Source organism: Afipia carboxidovorans OM5 (genome assembly GCF_000218565.1).
Taxonomy (GTDB): Bacteria; Pseudomonadota; Alphaproteobacteria; order Rhizobiales; family Xanthobacteraceae; genus Afipia; species Afipia carboxidovorans.
The window spans coordinates 167,442-185,225 of sequence record NC_015684.1; the positions used below are offsets into that span (position 1 = coordinate 167,442).

A 17,784-nucleotide genomic window follows, 5' to 3' on the forward strand; every position below is an offset into this window, starting at 1 on the left:
GATGGTTTTCACCATCGCCGCTTTTTTTGTGGGTGAGCGCGTGTTGCGTTTATTGCAGACGGTTGGTTGAGGCCACCGGGTCCTCATGACGAACGAGGGCTGCCAACGCATCCGTCTCGGAGACCGGCAGCGAACAGGTCTGGCCGCGGCAGACGAAAGCGACCGCGCCGCCGCCCGGCACAACCTTGTCGTTGGCGGGATGATGCGCCGGCAGTTTTGCCGGATCGGGTACGTGCAGAACGATGGTGGTGGCGTGCGGCAGCGCGCGCGCCGCCTTCAACAGTGCTTCGGCCTCCTCGCCCTCTCCCGTCACCACGATCTCGGCGCCGGCGAGATAAAGGTCGAGTGCGTTGAGAAGCGAAAGGTGCCCGAAGACGTTTTCGCCAGCGACGGCAAGCATGCGTGAAAACAGCGTGTCGAGTTGCTTGCGCCAGCGATCATCGCCGGTCAGCACGGCAAGGCGCGCGAGGTTTTGCGCGGTGAGGCCAATGTGGTTCGGCGTCGCGTCGTCGACGCTCGAATGCGGGCGCAGGATCAGGCCCTCGGCATCATCGGAGGTGAGGAAGTATCCGCCATGGCGCGGATCGCCGTAATGCGTATCGAGGTCGGCCTGCCAGAGCACGGCCTGATCGAGGAAGAGATGGTCGCCGGTTGCCTCGTGCAGTGCGAGCGCCGCGCGGATCATCGCGGCATTGTCGGAGGCGAGCGCGGGCTGCAGCAGCTTGCCCGCGCGCCAGGAATGACCGAGCCGGCCATGGCGGCTCATCGTGGTCGTGATGAATCCGAACGCGGTCGCGGCAAGCGTCAGCCAGTCCGGCCGAGCGAAGGCCTGGGCCGCGTGTACCAGCGCAGCAATGGTCAAGCCGTTCCAGTCAGCAAGCACCTTGTCGTCGAGACCGGGGCGCACCCGCTTCTCCCGCGCGCGAAACAAAATCGCGCGCATCGCCGCAAGCTGCTCGGCTTCCGTTGCAGTGTCGCTATCATCACCGAGGCGATTGAGGATGTTGCGCCCCTCGAAATTGCCGTCTGCGGTGACGCCATATTTCGCCGCGAAGAACGTCGCATCGTCCTTACCGAGCAGCTCCTCGATCTCGCTTTGCGACCAGATGTAGAAACGCCCCTCCTCGCCTTCGCTGTCGGCATCGAGCGATGACGCGAAGCCGCCTTCCCTCGTCAGCATTTCGCGCTTGAGCCAGCCGACTGTTTCCTCGGCGCGCTGATGATAGAGCGCGTTCGGTGCGCGCGCATGTTCGAGCGCGAGCAGATCGAGGATCTGCGCATTGTCGTAGAGCATCTTCTCGAAATGCGGCACCAGCCATTTATCATCGACCGTATAGCGCGCGTAGCCGCCGCCGAGATGATCGTAGATGCCCCCCTGGCTCATGCGCGTCAGCGCGAGGTTGGTGGTGATGAAGAAACGATCGTCTCCGGTGCGGGCGCCCGCGCGCCAGAGAAATTCAAGCATCGAGCATTGCGGGAATTTCGGCGCGCCGCGCAGCCCGCCATTGTCCGGATCGGTTGAACGCGCGATCGAGCCCGCGACATTGTCGAGTTCGTTGAGGCCGATCGAGGCGGTGTCGGTCGGGCTTCGCTCGGCGAGGCTGCGCTCGATCGCTGTTTTGTTGGCGGCGATCTTGTCGGGCTCGTCACGATAGATTCGGATGAACTCGCGCATGATGCCGACGAAGGACGGGCGGCCATATTGCGGTGTGTTGGGAAAATAAGTGCCGCCCCAGATCGGCGCGCCGTCGGGCGACAGAAACATCGTCATCGGCCAGCCGCCCTGCTGACCCAGCAGATGCAGCGCTCGCATATAGATCTGGTCGATATCCGGCCGCTCCTCGCGATCCACCTTGATGCAGACGAACAGCTCGTTCATCACCTCTGCGGTGGCGGCGTCCTCGAAACTTTCGTGCGCCATGACATGGCACCAGTGGCAGGCGGCATAGCCGACCGACAGCAGGATCGGCTTGCCGGTCTTTTGCGCTTCGGCCAGAGCCTCCGTCCCCCAGGGCCACCAGTCGACCGGATTGTGCTGATGTTGCAGAAGATAGGGGCTGGTTTCGCCCGCCAGGCGATTTGTGTGCGGTGCAGCATCGTCCATGCCGCAGCTCCTTCTGCAATATGTTGCGTCGCAACATAGCGACGAAACCGGGAATTTTGCGGTTTTCGGTTGCTCCGCCCTGCTCTGTCGAACAAATAAGCCATGCCGTTGCAACCACCAACCATTTACGCACTCGCCTCCGGCCGGCCGCCCGCGGCGATCGCGATTGTGCGCGTCTCCGGGCCGCAGGTGCCTCAGGTGCTGGAGCGGTTGTGCGGCCGCCTGCCCCAGCCCCGAACTGCGACGCTCGTGACGCTGACCTCGCCGGGCACCGGACCGATCGACCAAGCCGTCGCGTTGTGGTTTCCCGCGCCCCATAGCGCGACCGGCGAAGACGTCGCCGAATTCCAGCTTCATGGCGGCCGCGCGGTGATCGCGGCACTGTTCGCCGCTCTGGAAAAAATCGATGGCCTGCGCCCGGCCGAGCCCGGCGAATTCACCCGCCGCGCATTCGAGAACGGCAAGCTCGACCTCACGGAAGCCGAAGGTCTCGATGACCTCATTCATGCCGACACCGATCGCCAGCGGCGCCAGGCGCTGCGTCATCTGCAGGGGCTGCTTGGTCATCGCGCCGAGAGTTGGCGCGCGCAGATCATCGAGGCGATGGCGCTGATTGAAGCGGGTATCGATTTTTCCGACGAGGGCGATGTCTCGACGGAGTTGATGGCGCCGGCGCTTGCGCGCGTTGCTTCTCTCAGAACGGAAATCGAAGAAACCCTTGCGGCATCGGCACAAAGTGAACGCCTGCGCGAGGGCCTGCAGGTTGCGATCGCAGGGCCACCGAATGCAGGCAAGTCGACACTCCTCAATCGTCTTGCGCGACGTGAGGCTGCGATCGTCTCGCCGCATGCCGGCACCACGCGCGACATCATCGAAGTGCATCTCGATCTCGATGGCTATCCGGTGACGCTGATCGACACTGCCGGGCTGCGTGATGCGAGCGATCCGGTCGAGCAGGAAGGCGTGCGCCGGGCACGGGCGCGGGCGGAGGCCGCGGATCTCGTGCTGTGGCTGGATGAGGCGGAAAGCAACGCGACGCCGCTCGCTGGCGAAGTGCCGCTCTGGCGCGTACGCAACAAGATCGACCTTGCCGGGAAGGTTGGTGCGTCAACGGGCGGAAGCGATCCGGCATTTGCGATCTCGGCCGTGACCGGGGAGGGCGTCGACCAGTTGGTGGCGGCTCTTGTCGGATTTGCGTCGGACTATTTCGGGGGCGGGGAGGCGGCACTGGTCAGCCGCGCCCGGCATCGCGTGTTGCTGACCGAGACCGTTGCGGCGTTGAAGCGGGCCGAGGATCGGGCCGGGCAGGGCGATGAAATCGTCGCTGAGGAGCTTCGAATCGCGATTCATGCTGTTGGAAGGCTCCTTGGGCGGGTCGACGTTGAAGAGATTCTGGATTCGATCTTTCGAGAGTTCTGTATTGGTAAATGAACGGTTGTTTCACGTGAAACAGTCGCCTTGGGGCAGGGGGCAGCTTCCCGCCTGATAACCGCAAATCTCTGTTTCACGTGAAACAGTTTGGGCGATTGCTTCTGACGAAACGTCTTTCCGTCGCAGCATCAGCGCGATAAAAGGCCGCCCATGCGTAAAACATTCGATGTTATTGTGGTCGGAGGCGGTCATGCCGGCTGTGAGGCGGCGGCGGCTTCCGCCCGCCTCGGCGCCGAAACCGCGCTTCTGACCCATCGTTTCGCCACCGTCGGGGCGATGTCGTGTAATCCGGCCATCGGCGGGCTCGGCAAGGGCCATCTGGTCCGGGAAATCGACGCGCTGGACGGCTTGATGGGCCGGATGGCAGACACCGGCGGTATTCAGTTTCGGGTTCTCAATCGCCGCAAGGGTCCCGCTGTTCGCGGGCCCCGCGCCCAGATCGACCGCGCGCTCTATGCGGCTGCGATGCAAGCTGAAATTCGTGCCACCCCGCATCTGTCCGTCATCGAAGGGGAAGCCGATGCGCTGGTGCTGAAGGATGACCGGATCGCCGGCCTGAAGCTTGCCGATGGCCGGGAATTCTCCTGTCGCGCGGTGGTTATCACCACCGGCACGTTTCTGCGTGGAATCATCCATCTCGGTGAGACCAGCTGGCCGGCCGGCCGCATCAACGAAGCGCCCGCCATGGGTCTGTCGAAGTCGTTCGAGCAGATCGGTTTTACGCTCGGGCGGCTGAAAACCGGTACGCCGGCGCGGCTCGACGGCACCACGATCGATTGGGCAGCGGTCGAACGGCAGCCCGGGGACGATCCGGCCGAGCCGTTTTCGACCCTCACAGAGGAAATCACGACCCCGCAGGTCGAATGCGGCATCACCCGCACCACGACTGCGACCCATGCCGTGATCCGCGAGAATGTGCACCGCTCGCCGCTTTATTCCGGCCAGATCCAGAGCATCGGCCCGCGCTATTGCCCCTCGATCGAGGACAAGATCGTCCGTTTCGGCGACCGCGACAGCCACCAGATTTTCCTTGAGCCAGAGGGGCTTAAGGACACCACGGTCTATCCCAACGGAATCTCGACCTCGCTGCCGGAAGAGGTTCAGAAGGCAATTCTGACGACAATTCCGGGGCTTGAACGGACGCGGATGATCCGCCCGGGCTACGCCATCGAATACGACCATGTTGATCCGCGCGAGCTTGAGCCGACGCTGGAGACCAGGCGGGTGCCGGGATTGTTTCTGGCGGGCCAGATCAATGGCACCACGGGCTATGAAGAGGCGGCGGCGCAGGGCCTCGTTGCCGGGCTGAACGCTGCGCGGACGGCCGGCGGGAAAGAGGGCGTGATCTTCGACCGCGCCGACGGCTATCTCGGGGTGATGATCGACGATCTCACTTCGCGTGGCGTCACCGAGCCCTATCGGATGTTCACCTCGCGGGCCGAATATCGCCTGACGCTGCGGGCGGATAATGCCGACCAGCGGTTGACCTGGCGCGGCCTCGCGCTCGGCGTCGTCGGTTTTGCCCGGCAGGCGCAGTTTGATGCGAAGATGCGGGCGCTGGATGCGGCCAAGGAGGCGGCGAAATCGCTGTCGCTGACGCCTACCGAAGGCATTCGCCATGGTTTGGCGCTCAACCGCGATGGCCAACGCCGCAGCGCTTTCGAGCTTCTGGCCTATCCGGAGATCGGCTGGGCGGATGTAGCGCGGATCTGGCCGCAGCTTGCCGAGGTTACGCCGGATATCGCCGAACATGTTGAAATCGATGCGAAATATGACGTCTACCTGGCGCGTCAGGCCGCCGACGTCAGCGCTTTCCGCCGCGACGAGGCGCTGGTGCTGAGCGGTGTCGATTATGCCGATGTGCCCGGACTTTCCAACGAGGCGCGGCAGAAGCTGCAAAAGGCGCAGCCGCGGACCATCGGGCAGGCGGCACGGATCGAGGCGATGACCCCGGCCGCGCTCGGCATCCTCACCGCATATCTGCGGCGGCGATCCCGTCATCGGTCTGACGCCAAAGCGGGCTAAACTACGTAAGTGTCAGGAGAAACGGCGGGGAGCGGTGCAACGCGCCGAAACTCCTCGCAAAACCGCCCAGACAATTGCCCGGATCGGGAAGGGCGGCTAGTTTTCGGCATGGCGCGCATCGGGCGCGACCGATTCCTCAAGGCAGACGAACGTGAGTAAGGCCAGGCTTCCAGAGCCGTCTTCCGCTGATAAGGCCGCGGCATTAGCGCTCGCGCCTGTTTCACGTGAAACACTCGGGCGGCTTGAGGCCTATGTCGATCTGCTGCTGCAATGGCAGGCGGTGACGAATCTCGTCGCGCCGTCGACATTGCCGACGTTGTGGACCCGGCACGTCGCTGATTCGTTGCAACTTCTCGATCTCGCATCTCGCGCGAAAACCTTTGCCGATCTCGGCAGCGGCGGCGGCTTTCCGGGGATCGTGCTTGCGTGCGCGCTTGCCGATCGTCCCGGCGCCCATGTCGATCTGGTCGAGCGCAACGCCAAGAAGGCAGCCTTCCTGCGCGAGGCGTTGCGAATCACTGGCGGCGCGGGCGAGGTTCATCACAGGGATATCGGGGATTACGTGAATAGTCGCGCCGCGCCGGTCGATTGCGTCACCGCGCGGGCGCTGGCCCCGCTACATCAATTGCTCGGCTTCGCGGAACCGTTGGTACGGAATGGCGCCAAGGCTGTGTTTCTCAAGGGCCAAGATGTAGAGAGAGAATTGACGGAAGCCACTAAATATTGGAAAATTAAGCGTGCCTTGCACCCTAGCCGCACCGGCGGTGACGGCTGCGTGGTCGAGGTGACAGAAATTGTGCGGTGCAGCATGGCGATGCCCGCTGGAGGGAATGGGGCATGAACGGGATCGACGGCATCTTTGAGGATCACCCGTCCGAACGGGCGACCGGGCAGCCGCGCATCATCGCGTTGGCCAACCAGAAGGGCGGCGTCGGCAAGACCACGACCGCGATCAATCTCGGCACGGCGCTGGCTGCGATCGGCGAGCGCGTGCTGATTGTCGATCTTGATCCGCAGGGTAACGCCTCGACCGGCCTCGGCATCGATCGTCGCAACCGCAACTGCTCGACCTATGACGTGCTGATCGGCGAGGCCAAGCTGCGCGAGGCCATCGTGCCGACCGCGGTGCCGCGGTTGCACATCGCCGCCTCAACCATGGATCTCTCCGGCCTCGAGCTCGAACTCGGCACCGCGCGCGACCGCGCCTTCCGCCTGCGCGATGCGATTGCCGATCTCAACACCGATGCGCCGGAAGGTGCCGACTACACTTATGTGCTGGTGGATTGCCCGCCGTCGCTCAACCTCATCACCGTCAACGCGATGGCGGCCTCGCACGCGATTCTGGTGCCGCTGCAGTGTGAATTCTTCGCGCTCGAGGGTCTGTCGCAATTGCTGCAGACGGTCGAACAGGTGCGTTCGACTCTGAACCCGACGTTGTCGATCCACGGCATCGTGCTCACCATGTTCGACTCGCGCAACAACCTATCGAACCAGGTCGTTGCCGACGTCCGCGAGTTCATGGGCGACAAGGTCTACGACACCATGATCCCGCGCAACGTGCGTATTTCGGAAGCGCCGTCCTACGGTAAGCCGGTGCTGGTCTACGATCTCAAATGCGTCGGCAGCGATGCGTATCTGCGGCTTGCGACCGAAGTGATCCAGCGCGAGCGCGCGCTGCGGATGCATTGAAGAAAGGCGGCGTTACTTGCGCCGCCGATGAGACCGTCATTCCGGGGTGCGAGCAGAGCGAGCGAACCCGGAATCTCGAATTGAAGTTCTGGACGTGTGTTGATGCCGTCATGAGATTCCGGATCGATCCGCGAAGGGCGGATCGTCCGGATGACGACACGGGGAGTAGTCAAATGAGTCCGAGGGAGGCTGCGATGGCCGAGGAGCGTTCGCGATTGGGTCGCGGTCTGGCAAGCCTGATCGGCGATGTCGGTGGCGAGGCGGCGCATGTCGAGCGCCCTGCCCGCACGCCGCGTAAGGTGCCGATCGAATTCCTCAAAGCCAACCCGCGCAATCCGCGCCGCACCTTTGCCGATACCGAGCTCGACGAGTTGTCGGCCTCAATCAAGCAGCACGGCGTGATCCAGCCGATCGTGGTGCGTGCGGTGAAAGGTGCCGCGGATCGTTTCGAGATCATCGCCGGCGAGCGGCGCTGGCGCGCCTCGCAGCGTGCAGGCCTGCATGAGGTGCCGATCGTCACTCTCGAGGTGACGGACAGTGCCGCGCTCGAAATTGCGATCATCGAAAACGTGCAGCGCGCCGACCTCAACGCGATGGAAGAAGCGCAGGGCTATCACGCACTCGCAACCTCCTACAATCACAGCGCCGATGACATTGCCAAGCTCGTCGGCAAGAGCCGCAGCCATGTCGCCAACACCATGCGGCTCACCAAATTGCCCGAGAGCGTGCAGGTGCTGATTGCCGAGGGCAAGCTCTCGGCCGGTCACGCCCGTGCGCTGATCAATGCGAAGGACCCGGCCGCTGCCGCGAAGCAGGCGGTCGAGCAGGGGCTGTCGGTGCGTCAGGTCGAAGCATTGTCGCATGAGGCGGGCGTGCCTGCGCGCGGCACGCCGAAGGCGCGCGGCAAAGCCTCCGGTGCGGACAAGAAGGATGCCGATACGCTCGCGCTGGAGAAGCGCATCAGCGATGCGCTCGGCCTCAAGGTCAGCGTCGATCACCGCGATCCTGGCGGCACGGTGCAGATCGCCTATCGCGATCTCGACCAGCTCGACGAGATTTTGCGCCGCCTCGAAAGCGGTCGCTGACACAAGCAAAACGCGCGACATGCTGTGAGATAAAAGGCCCGGTTCGCGGGCCTTTTAGACGTTATGGCGTTGCGTCCACGATCGCGGGTCGCGTGGTACGGCGACGATCCTTCACCACACCGATCAATGTATCGTCGCGCGTAATGGCCGCGATGGTCCGGCCTTCAAGCACGCGGTCGCAATTGCCGTGCGTCGGTGCGATGAAGAAATCGGCGCGATTCCAGTCGGCGGTCCAGCGCAGACGGTGGATGAGACCCTGCACCTTCAGTTCGCGCGCAAAGGATTTGCGCTCACCGCAGACGCCGACACTGTAGACCGGCGGCACCACTTTTTTGCCACCCTCGGTCCGCTCAAGAAATTGTCCGAGTTGGGCGACCGACGCGGGCATCACGCCGACCCAGTAGTCCATGACGTAGCGCCGGTCCGCTCCGTGCAAACCGCCGACGAGCTGATTGTAGTAGAGATATTCGTAAGGGTGCAGTTCGACCATGCGATGCGCGTTCCAGCCCGCATTGCCGAGCACCAGCGCGAAGGCGGTTGCTGCGAGAGCGATGTGCCCGCGCGCCAGTGCGGCCAGCACGGCGTCGAGGCCGATCGCGGCAAGGGCGGCGATCGGCGGCACCACGAACAAAAAGTGCCGCATGCCGGTGAAAGCCGGCCCGTGCCCGATCACCTGACAGGCGAGCGGAAACAGCACCATCAAAATCACCAGCGCGGTCTCCTGCCGCGCGTGTGCGGGAAGCACACGGACCATCGCACGCGGCAGCATCATGAGAACGAGAGTGAAGATCGCGGCGCCGAGCAGCAGGAGCGGCAGGCGGATCGCGAGATAGATCGGCACGTAGAGCCGCGGCGCGTTCGCCATCTCGTAGGACTGGCCATGAAGCCATGTCGTGATGTGATAGTGAAACTCGGCGAACTGAAACAGGCCGCGCAGCGGGTTGAGCGGCGCCAGCGCTGCCCATGGCCATGCGGCGATCATGATGAGATAGGCGAGCACGAACGCCGGCATGAATCGCAGTGCGGCGGTGGTGATATGGCGCACGCTGCCGCGGATCGTGAGCGGCCGCGGCAGGCTCATCACCACGGCCACACCGGCATAGACCGGAAGCAGAAGCCCGAGCACCTTGATGCCGAGCGCGAGTCCGGTGAACAGGCCGAAGCCGAAGATGTGACGCCATTGCGGGCGCGGCAGCCCGCGCGCGGCGCAGATCAGGAAATAGCTCGCCGCGGTCATGGCTGCCGCGAGCGGGATATCCTTGGTGTGGTTGAACATGGTGCCGTACCACGCGGCACAGGTCGCAAGCAGAAGAGCTGCGAGAAATCCCGCGCGCGGCCCGGCGATCCGGCGCGCGAGCGCTGCCGCCGCGGCAATGCCGCCGAGACCGCATAGCGCGGTCATCAGATGGCGCAGGTCATAGACCTCGAGCGGCACGATAGAACTGAGCGCCACCGCGGTGATGTCGAACAGCCCGCCATAGAGGTAGAGGTTGTCGAACTGAAACAGCGCGCGGTCGGTGAAGCCGCTTTTGTAGTAATTGAGGATCAGTTCGCCGTAATGGTGCTGCACCCATTCGTCGTTCGAGACGGCGTAAACACGAAACGTCAGCGCTATGACAACCAGCAGTGCCGCAAACACGGCAAGCGTCGCAAGGTCGAAGCCGTCCGCACGGCGCAGGCGCTCGGAAAATCTCCGGAAAAATGCAGAGGCGTTCGGCGGGTTGGCCCGCCGCAATAACGCACCATCACTCTGCGACCCGTCCCCCCCGGGACGAGTCATCGGCACACACAGGCTGGCAAGGAAATCCCCGGCGGCACTGAAAATCGGCGCGACAGCCAATCACGCCGCCGGGAACCTGACAATTGGTTTTCGATTCCGCGGCGCAGCAGCGGAAGTTAACGGCGCGCCCGGGCGTTGACCGCGATCGACATCAACGCGCGGCCGCCGATGGTGCCGGCGAGGTCGGCCTGCCGGCGCATGTCGAACGCTGCCTCCGCCAGCAGGGAGATGATCCGTAACAGCCGCTCGGAGGACAGGCCCCGGAGCGCGGTCTCGACATGGGTGCGGCGGGAGAAGTGCAGCCGCGGAAAGCCGCTTTCCAGCGCGTCCATTTCGCTGCGGCCCTCTTCCAGTGCGAGGCGGGCCTTGTGGAGTTGTGCGGCATGGCGCTGGGCCGAGGCGATGATTTGGCCGGGATAGGTGCCGGCCGCGAGCGCCTTGGCGTAGGCCGTCTCAACCGCCGCCGCGCGCCCGGCGAACGCGCCGTCGATGATTGGATCGAGCGCGAGCGCCGAGGCATCGGTGACGACGGCCGCGACGTCGGCCAGCGTCACTTCCTTTGCGCCATGGGTGTAGAGCGCGAGCTTGCGGATCTCGTTGCGCGAGGCCTGGCGGTCGCCACCGAGAAGGCCGGTCAGCGCGGCGCGCGCGTCAGCGGCGATGGTGGTGCCGTTCGCACGCAACTCCTCGTCGATCAGGCGCGCCAGATCGCGCTCGGTATCGGTGTAGCAGGCGATGGCGACTGCGCTGCGTGAGCGCTCGCACGCCTTGCGCAACGGCGCGTCGGGACGCAATTCCCCCGCCTCGATCACGATCATGCAGTCTTTCGGCGCCATCCCGGCAAGCGTATCGATGGCGCTCGCGAAATTGCGCGAACCGGCGCGGATGCGGATCGCCCGCCGGCCGCCGAACAGCGGCACCGTCATCGCCTCGTCGACAAGGCGCGCCGGATCGCCGGCAAGCTCGTCGCCATCCATCTTCACCATCGAAAACGGATCGTTTGGGTCCGCGACGGCGGAAGAAAGCAGCGCGTCGGCGCGTTCACGCACGAGGCCCGTATCAGGCCCGTAGAGCAGGATCACCGGGCGCGCGGGGTCGGGCCGGGCGAGGAAGGTGTCGATCTCTTTGCCGCGGAGTGCCGTCACAACAGGCGCTGTCGCGGGCTACATATTGGAGAAGAAGAAGGACGCGAGGCGGGTGGAAATCTTGTCGGCGATTTCCTTGGCGGCGCGGTCCTCGGCGTCGCGCAATCCGCGGTCACGCGCGAAGCGTTGCTCCTGGCCGGGATTGTCGAAGGAGACGCGCGCAGTCGCGGTGCCGTTCACCAGCGGCTTGTTGGTGCCGATCTCGCGCAGCTCGTAATAGGCGTCGATGCCGTAGTTCTCGATATCGGGGCGCGCGGTGGTCGGGTCGACGATGATCGAGAGCCGCTGGGTCGAGAGCCGCAGCGTCAGCTTGTAGAGCGGCGGCAGGCCGACCGCGCTGCCATAGGCGTCGAACATCATGGCGTTGCGGATCGCAACCCCGAGCCGGGCCTCGCGCGAGCCGTTACTGACGTTGAGCGGGACGAACTCGACCTGCTGCAGCTTCTGGCGCAGGCCGGGGCCGCCGTTCGGGGTGTGCTCCGCATACATCGGCTGGAAGCAGCCGGCGGTCAGCGCCCCGAGGACGCCGATGGCCGCCAGACGCGCGGCGATGCGGGCGTTAAACCACGACATTCACGATCCTTTGCGGAACCACGATGATCTTGCGGGGGGTCGCCCCGGCAAGGGCGGTTTTTACCGCATCGAGCGCCAAAACGGCAGCCTCAATTTCTGGATTCGGCGCATTTCGGCCGACCGTGACATCGGCGCGTTTCTTACCGTTGATCTGGACCGGCAGCGTGATGGTGTCCTCGACAAGGAGGACAGGGTCGACCTCCGGCCATGCCGCCTCGGAAACGAGGCCCTGCCCGCCAAGCGCTTCCCAGCACTGTTCGGCGAGGTGCGGCATCATCGGGGCGATCATCCGCACCAGCATGTCGAGTGCCTCGCGCACCGAGGCCGCCCAGGCGGGGTCGGCCTTCAGCCGGGGATCGTCGATCGCCTCGTTGAGCGGGCCGACGAAGGCATAAAGCTTGGCGATGGCGGTATTGAAGCGCAGCCGCTCGATCGCCTGCGACACGTCCGCGAGCGTGCGGTGGGCGGTGCTGCGCAGCGGTTTGGTATCGGCGCTCGTGCCCGCTGCGGCGCTGTCTTTCGGCAGATGCGGGGCCGCGAGATTGACGAGACGCCACACGCGCTGCACGAAACGGTTCGCGCCCTGCACGCCTTCCTCGCTCCAGATCACGTCGCGGTCGGGCGGCGAGTCGGAGAGCATGAACCAGCGCGCGGTGTCGGCACCATAGGTGCCGATGATGTCGTCGGGGTCGATGGTGTTGCGCTTCGACTTTGACATCTTCTCGATCGAGCCGATCTCGACCGGCGCGCCGGTGTCGATCAGGGTGGCGTGGCGGGCGTCGCCCGTACCTTCGATCTTGATTTCGCTCGGCGCCGCCCAGCTTCCGTCGGCGTTTTTGTAGGTCTCGTGGACCACCATGCCTTGCGTGAACAGGCCGGCGAACGGTTCGTCGAAGCCGACATGACCGGTCGCTTTCATGGCGCGGGTGAAGAAGCGCGAATACAACAGATGCAAAATCGCGTGCTCGATACCGCCGATATACTGATCGACCGGCATCATCGCGTCGACCACCTTGCGCGTGGTCGGCGCGTTCTCGTTCCACGGGTCGGTGAAGCGCGCGAAGTACCACGACGAGTCGACGAACGTGTCCATCGTGTCGGTCTCGCGCCGCGCCTTGCCGCCGCATTGCGGGCAGGCGACATGCTTCCATGTCGGATGGCGGTCGAGCGGATTGCCGGGGCGATCGAATTCGATATCGTCCGGCAGCTTCACCGGCAGATCCTTCACCGGTACCGGCACGATGCCGCAGCTTTCGCAATGGATGATCGGGATCGGGCAGCCCCAATAGCGCTGGCGCGAGATACCCCAGTCGCGCAGGCGATAGTTCACCTGACGCTTGGCGACAGGTGCGTTGCCCCCGCCATTCGCGCGCGGCAGCGTTGCTGTTTCCAGCCGTTTCGCAACGTCTTCTTTTGCGTCGGCGATGGTCATGCCGTCGAGGAAGCGCGAGTTGATCATGCGGCCGTCACCGTCATAGGCGGTGTCGGTGATGACGAAGCTTTTCGGGTCCTGTCCTTCGGGGCAGACTACGGGCGTGTTGCCGAGGCCGTATTTGTTGACGAAGTCGAGATCGCGCTGGTCGTGCGCGGGGCACCCGAAGATCGCGCCGGTGCCGTAATCCATCAGCACGAAATTCGCGACGTAGACCGGCAGCAGCCAGTCGGGATCGAACGGATGCCGCGCACGCAGCCCGGTGTCGAAGCCGAGTTTTTCGGCGGTGTCGATCTCCGCCTGCGCGGTGCCGTGGCGGTGGCACTCGGCAATGAAAGCCTCAAGCTTGGGATTTGCTTTCGCGACTTCTGCCGCGAGCGGATGGTCGGGCGACAGCGCCACGAACTTCGCGCCGAACAGCGTATCGGGACGCGTGGTGAAAACCTCGACTTCGCTTTCGCCGGCGGGCGCGGTTGCGGCATCGAGCGCGAAGCGCACCAGAAGGCCTTCCGAGCGGCCGATCCAGTTCTTCTGCATCAGCCGGACTTTTTCCGGCCAGCGATCGAGCGTATCGAGCGCCGTGAGCAACTCCTCGGAATAGTCGCTGATCTTGAAGAACCATTGCGTCAGTTCGCGCTGCTCGACGAGTGCGCCCGAGCGCCAGCCACGGCCGTCGATCACCTGCTCGTTGGCGAGCACGGTCTGATCGACCGGGTCCCAGTTCACTTTCGATTGCTTGCGCTCGACGAGGCCTGCCTTCAGGAAGTCGAGGAACATCCGTTGCTGATGCTTGTAGTAGCTTGGGTCGCAGGTCGCGATCTCGCGCGCCCAATCGAGCGACAGCCCCATCGATTTGAGCTGCTTCTTCATCGCGGCGATGTTGGCGTAGGTCCATTTCGCCGGATGGGTCTTGTTCTGCATCGCGGCGTTTTCCGCCGGCATGCCAAACGCATCCCAGCCCATCGGATGCAGCACGTTATGGCCCTTGGCGCGGCGGTAGCGCGCGACCACGTCGCCCATGGTGTAGTTGCGGACATGGCCCATGTGGATGCGCCCGGACGGATAGGGGAACATCTCAAGGACGTAGTATTTGGGCCGGGAATCGTCGTTGCGGGAGGCGAAAACGCCTTTTTCGTCCCAGATCTGCTGCCAGCGGGGTTCGACCTCGCGGGCGTTGTAGCGTTCGGTACTCATAAGGATAAGGCAGCCTGCATCGGGAAGGATCAGCAGACCATCTCATAGAGGGTTTCGGCGGTAGAGGAAACCGCCTCGGGCGGCGGGTTTTGGCGTGCCGGCGGGCCTTCGGGCGTCAGCTCGCGAGCGAAAAACCTGAACCCTCCCGGCGCACCAGCGCATGGGCGGCCACAGTGTTGCGGCCGCGGTGCTTCGCTGCGTAAAGCGCGGCATCGGCGGCCTCGATCAGTTCCTGCACCGAGCTGGCCTCGCCCGGCGCCACCGCCGCCATGCCGGCGCTGATGGTGACGACCTGGAAGGCGCTCATGCTGTGCGGAATCTCGAGGCTCTCGACCGCGGCGCGGACCTGCTCGCCGATCTCCATCGCAGCAATGCCGTCGGTTTTGGGCAGCAGCAGGCAGAACTCCTCACCGCCAAACCGCGCGGCGAAGCCCGAGACCTCTCCCGCAATCCGGGCCAGCGCCTCGCCGACCTGGCGCAGACATCTGTCGCCCTCGAGATGGCCATAGGTATCGTTGAACAGCTTGAAGTGATCGATGTCGATCATGATGAGCGACACCGGCCCGCCGGTCTGCTCGGCCTTGCGCCATTCGAATTCGAGGCGGTTCTGCAGCCCGCGGCGGTTGGCGAGGCCGGAGATCATGTCGACCGAGGCGATCACCCGCAGGCGTTCGTTGGTGGCGACGAGTTCGCGCTCACGCTCGCGCAATTGCGTCGCCATCCGGCCGAATGCGGTCGCGAGCGGCTGGAATTCGGGCGGCAGCCGCAGATCGGAGTCGGGCGCAGACAGATCGCCATGGCCGAAGCGCTCGGCGACATCGGTGATGATGCTGATCGGACGTATGATGAGGCGCTCGCCGACGAGCCAGCCGCCGAGCAGCGCAAACAGCACGAGCAAGCCGAGTTGCGCATAAGCAGTGCGGATGCTGTGGTCGATGTCACCCAGCATCTCCGCTTCGTCGATCGTCACGATCATTCGTGCGGAGGTGCCGCCGACGCGGGCGAACGTCACATCGAGGCGGCGGCCTTCTTCGGAATGAAACAGCAGCGAGCCGGAGTCCTTCTCGGTGTCGATTTCATGATTGCTCACCGTGGCAAGCAAACGCGGCTCCTTGAGCGGATGCCCGATCAGCGACATGTCCTGTTGCCGCGAGGTGGCAAGCACCACGCCATCGGCGTCGACCATCAGAGCCGAGAGCCCCGGCCGCTGGCTGCGGCGGCGCATCAGCTCGGACATCCATTTCAGGTCGATTGCGGCAATCAACACCGAACGTTCGCCCGTTGCGGTGCTGACGGCGGGAAGCGCAGCCATCAGGGTGGGAAGGTTGGCGGCGCGGCTGAAGACGTAATCGCTGATGACGAAGGCGCGCGCGTTCTTTGCGCGGGAGATATAGCTGCGGTCGCTGAGGTCGAGGCCTGCAATGCTTTCCGCTGTCGAGCAGGTAACCGTTCCTGCGTTATTCACCACCGAGATGCTGCGAATCCACGGCAGGTCGTAACGCATGCCGGCGCGCATCGCGGTGCAGCCCTGCGCGGCTGTGCTGGCCGAGCCATACAGAAGGGCGGAGGATTTCAACACCGCCTGCACGGTGAGAATGGTTTCGCGCTGTGTCGCGGCGGTGTGCCGCGCGAGTTCGGTCAGCTCGTTGTCGGCAACGATAACCTGCTGCTTGCGGCTTTCCTCAAGCAGGCGCACGCGGTCGAGCATCATCGGCACGACAAGAATGAGTCCGAGCAGGATCAGGCGCGCACGAATGCCGACAAGCGCCTTTAACTTTGACGTATCGCCGACGAAACTGGTAATCGACATTGGTATTTCCCGCCCCTGGCACCGGACCCTAGGGGAAAGGAATCAAGAAGAGTTTCTCCAACCCGATAAAGTTTGATGTAATTTGTCGCGATCGCAGGGTTTGCGGGCTGTGACGTCCGATGATGGGAAGCAATGACCGACAGTAACGCATCGGCAAACGGGCCGGATTGTGTGGAAGGATTTCGGGAGGTCGAGCGCGAGATCGCGCGCGCCTGCGCGGACGCAGGTCGCGACCGTGGCTCGGTGGAACTGATCGCGGTGTCGAAAACCTTCGATGCGGATGCGATTTCACCCGTCATCGCCGCGGGCCAGCGCGTATTCGGCGAAAACCGCGTGCAGGAAGCGAAAGCGAAGTGGCCGCCGCTGAAAGAAGCGACGCTGGATATTAAATTGCATCTGATCGGCCCGCTGCAGTCCAACAAGGCGCGCGAGGCTGTGATGCTGTTCGACGCCATCCATTCGGTGGACCGCGCGAGCCTTTGCGAAGCGTTAAGCAAGGAAATTAAATCCCGCGACCGGCACCCGTTGCTGTTCGCGCAGATCAACACCGGCGAGGAGCCGCAGAAGGCGGGCGTCGCGCCGCAGGATGCCGATGCATTTCTTGCGGCCTGCCGCGAGCGCTATGGCCTGACGATTTCCGGGCTGATGTGCATTCCGCCGGCGGAGGAAGCGCCCGCGCCGCATTTCGCGTTGACCGCGAAGATCGCCGAACGCAACGGCCTGAAGCTGTTGTCGATGGGCATGAGTGCGGACTTCGCGGTCGCGATCCAGTTCGGTGCGACGCATATCCGCGTCGGCTCGGCGATTTTCGGAAAGCGCTGAGCGTCATTCCGGGGCGCGAGCGAACCCGGAATCTCGCGCTTCATCTCGAGATTCTGGATTAGCGCGCCTGAAGTGGCGCACTGTCCGGAATGACAGCTCAACCAATCACGATTCTTGTCTGCGGTCCGATCCGCGCCAGCAACCGCAGCATTGCGTGTTTCGTCATGCTGACGCAGCCTGCGGTCGGCCCGAAATTATCGCGTGCTAGATGCAGGAACACGGCGCTGCCGCGACCGGCAATGCGCGGGCGGGCGTTGTGGTCGATCTCGATAATGAAATCGTAGAGGTGATCCTGCCGCATCAGCCGGTCACCGGGTTCGCCATCGGCAATGCGGGTCGGCTGGTTGTAGCGGCGATCGGTGGGGTCTTCCGACCAGGCGTCCGTAGCGGTGATGCGGCGGGTCGGCAGCGCCGTCCGTGGCCGCACGTGGCGGTCGCCCCGCCACCACAACCGCATCGGGTGAAAGGTGCCGCGCGGGGTGCCGCCGTCGCCCTCGCGCTTGTCGGCTAAAATACCCCCGCGGCCGAGGGCCACGGGAATCGCAATCCCCTCCAGCATGAGCCAGCCGCGCCGGCGATTGCCCGCTGCTGGCCGTATGATAATGAGCCGCACCGGCGCGTTTCCCGGGCGGGGACGGTAAGTATATGTATTAGCTCGGCTTCTCATGGAATACGCCGAACTCCTATCTTGCGC

At 64.2% G+C, this 17,784-nt stretch carries 13 protein-coding genes; 6 read left to right on the plus strand and 7 right to left on the minus strand.

All coding sequences use genetic code 11. The features are described 5' to 3' along the window. Positions 1-49: 49 nt before the first annotated feature. Positions 50-2,104, minus strand: a complete 2,055-nt coding sequence (locus OCA5_RS00790; RefSeq protein WP_012561550.1) for a thioredoxin domain-containing protein — start codon at positions 2,102-2,104, stop codon at positions 50-52. Positions 2,105-2,206: 102 nt separating this feature from the next. On the opposite strand from OCA5_RS00790, the gene mnmE reads away from it, so the two are divergent. The 5 genes from mnmE to OCA5_RS00815 all read left to right on the plus strand — a co-directional run bounded on the left by mnmE (position 2,207) and on the right by OCA5_RS00815 (position 8,334). Next, entirely contained in the window at positions 2,207-3,535 is a 1,329-nt protein-coding gene (gene mnmE / locus OCA5_RS00795; RefSeq protein ID WP_012561549.1) for a tRNA uridine-5-carboxymethylaminomethyl(34) synthesis GTPase MnmE, read from the plus strand. Between the two features lie 150 nt (positions 3,536-3,685). Beyond that, a complete protein-coding gene (gene mnmG / locus OCA5_RS00800) occupies positions 3,686-5,560 on the plus strand; it encodes a tRNA uridine-5-carboxymethylaminomethyl(34) synthesis enzyme MnmG (RefSeq protein ID WP_012561547.1) in 1,875 nt (624 codons plus the stop codon). Between the two features lie 151 nt (positions 5,561-5,711). Beyond that, positions 5,712-6,401 (plus strand): 16S rRNA (guanine(527)-N(7))-methyltransferase RsmG, encoded by a 690-nt coding sequence (gene rsmG / locus OCA5_RS00805; RefSeq protein ID WP_012561546.1) that lies wholly within the window; start codon positions 5,712-5,714, stop codon positions 6,399-6,401. Beyond that, positions 6,398-7,249: a ParA family protein gene (locus tag OCA5_RS00810; RefSeq protein ID WP_012561545.1), complete on the plus strand. Its 852-nt coding sequence runs from the start codon at positions 6,398-6,400 to the stop codon at positions 7,247-7,249. Before rsmG ends, OCA5_RS00810 begins: the two co-directional genes overlap by 4 nt. A 194-nt stretch (positions 7,250-7,443) precedes the next feature. After that, entirely contained in the window at positions 7,444-8,334 is an 891-nt protein-coding gene (locus OCA5_RS00815) for a ParB/RepB/Spo0J family partition protein (RefSeq protein WP_012561544.1), read from the plus strand. Positions 8,335-8,395: 61 nt separating this feature from the next. Here OCA5_RS00815 and OCA5_RS00820 read toward each other — a convergent pair whose 3' ends face one another. From OCA5_RS00820 to OCA5_RS00840, 5 genes are all read right to left on the minus strand, one after another. Further along, positions 8,396-10,114, minus strand: a complete 1,719-nt coding sequence (locus OCA5_RS00820) for a glycosyltransferase family 39 protein (protein ID WP_013912724.1) — start codon at positions 10,112-10,114, stop codon at positions 8,396-8,398. Positions 10,115-10,230: 116 nt separating this feature from the next. After that, positions 10,231-11,259: a DNA polymerase III subunit delta gene (holA, locus tag OCA5_RS00825; protein ID WP_012561542.1), complete on the minus strand. Its 1,029-nt coding sequence runs from the start codon at positions 11,257-11,259 to the stop codon at positions 10,231-10,233. 18 nt (positions 11,260-11,277) lie between these two features. Further along, positions 11,278-11,832 (minus strand): LPS assembly lipoprotein LptE, encoded by a 555-nt coding sequence (lptE, locus tag OCA5_RS00830; RefSeq protein WP_012561541.1) that lies wholly within the window; start codon positions 11,830-11,832, stop codon positions 11,278-11,280. After that, entirely contained in the window at positions 11,819-14,458 is a 2,640-nt protein-coding gene (gene leuS / locus OCA5_RS00835) for a leucine--tRNA ligase (RefSeq protein ID WP_012561540.1), read from the minus strand. The genes lptE and leuS overlap by 14 nt, the downstream gene beginning before the upstream one ends. A gap of 115 nt (positions 14,459-14,573) precedes the next feature. Then, a complete protein-coding gene (locus OCA5_RS00840) occupies positions 14,574-16,268 on the minus strand; it encodes a diguanylate cyclase domain-containing protein (RefSeq protein ID WP_012561539.1) in 1,695 nt (564 codons plus the stop codon). Between the two features lie 132 nt (positions 16,269-16,400). On the opposite strand from OCA5_RS00840, the gene OCA5_RS00845 reads away from it, so the two are divergent. Further along, positions 16,401-17,090 (plus strand): YggS family pyridoxal phosphate-dependent enzyme, encoded by a 690-nt coding sequence (locus tag OCA5_RS00845; RefSeq protein WP_012561538.1) that lies wholly within the window; start codon positions 16,401-16,403, stop codon positions 17,088-17,090. A 97-nt stretch (positions 17,091-17,187) separates the two neighbouring features. Here the strand turns inward: OCA5_RS00845 and OCA5_RS00850 are convergent, their stop codons facing one another. Beyond that, positions 17,188-17,757, minus strand: a complete 570-nt coding sequence (locus OCA5_RS00850) for a L,D-transpeptidase family protein (protein WP_013912725.1) — start codon at positions 17,755-17,757, stop codon at positions 17,188-17,190. Between the last annotated feature and the right edge of the window lie 27 nt (positions 17,758-17,784).

Bases quoted from the DNA above. Each gene is read 5' to 3' on its own strand.
- OCA5_RS00790 (WP_012561550.1), bottom strand. From the start codon at position 2,104: ATGGACGATGCTGCACCGCACACAAATCGCCTGGCGGGCGAAACCAGC.
- leuS (WP_012561540.1), bottom strand. From the start codon at position 14,458: ATGAGTACCGAACGCTACAACGCCCGCGAGGTCGAACCCCGCTGGCAG.
- OCA5_RS00840 (WP_012561539.1), bottom strand. From the start codon at position 16,268: ATGTCGATTACCAGTTTCGTCGGCGATACGTCAAAGTTAAAGGCGCTT.
- OCA5_RS00815 (WP_012561544.1), top strand. From the start codon at position 7,444: ATGGCCGAGGAGCGTTCGCGATTGGGTCGCGGTCTGGCAAGCCTGATC.
- OCA5_RS00820 (WP_013912724.1), bottom strand. From the start codon at position 10,114: ATGACTCGTCCCGGGGGGGACGGGTCGCAGAGTGATGGTGCGTTATTG.
- OCA5_RS00810 (WP_012561545.1), top strand. From the start codon at position 6,398: ATGAACGGGATCGACGGCATCTTTGAGGATCACCCGTCCGAACGGGCG.
- mnmG (WP_012561547.1), top strand. From the start codon at position 3,686: ATGCGTAAAACATTCGATGTTATTGTGGTCGGAGGCGGTCATGCCGGC.
- lptE (WP_012561541.1), bottom strand. From the start codon at position 11,832: ATGTCGTGGTTTAACGCCCGCATCGCCGCGCGTCTGGCGGCCATCGGC.
- OCA5_RS00850 (WP_013912725.1), bottom strand. From the start codon at position 17,757: ATGAGAAGCCGAGCTAATACATATACTTACCGTCCCCGCCCGGGAAAC.
- OCA5_RS00845 (WP_012561538.1), top strand. From the start codon at position 16,401: ATGACCGACAGTAACGCATCGGCAAACGGGCCGGATTGTGTGGAAGGA.
- mnmE (WP_012561549.1), top strand. From the start codon at position 2,207: ATGCCGTTGCAACCACCAACCATTTACGCACTCGCCTCCGGCCGGCCG.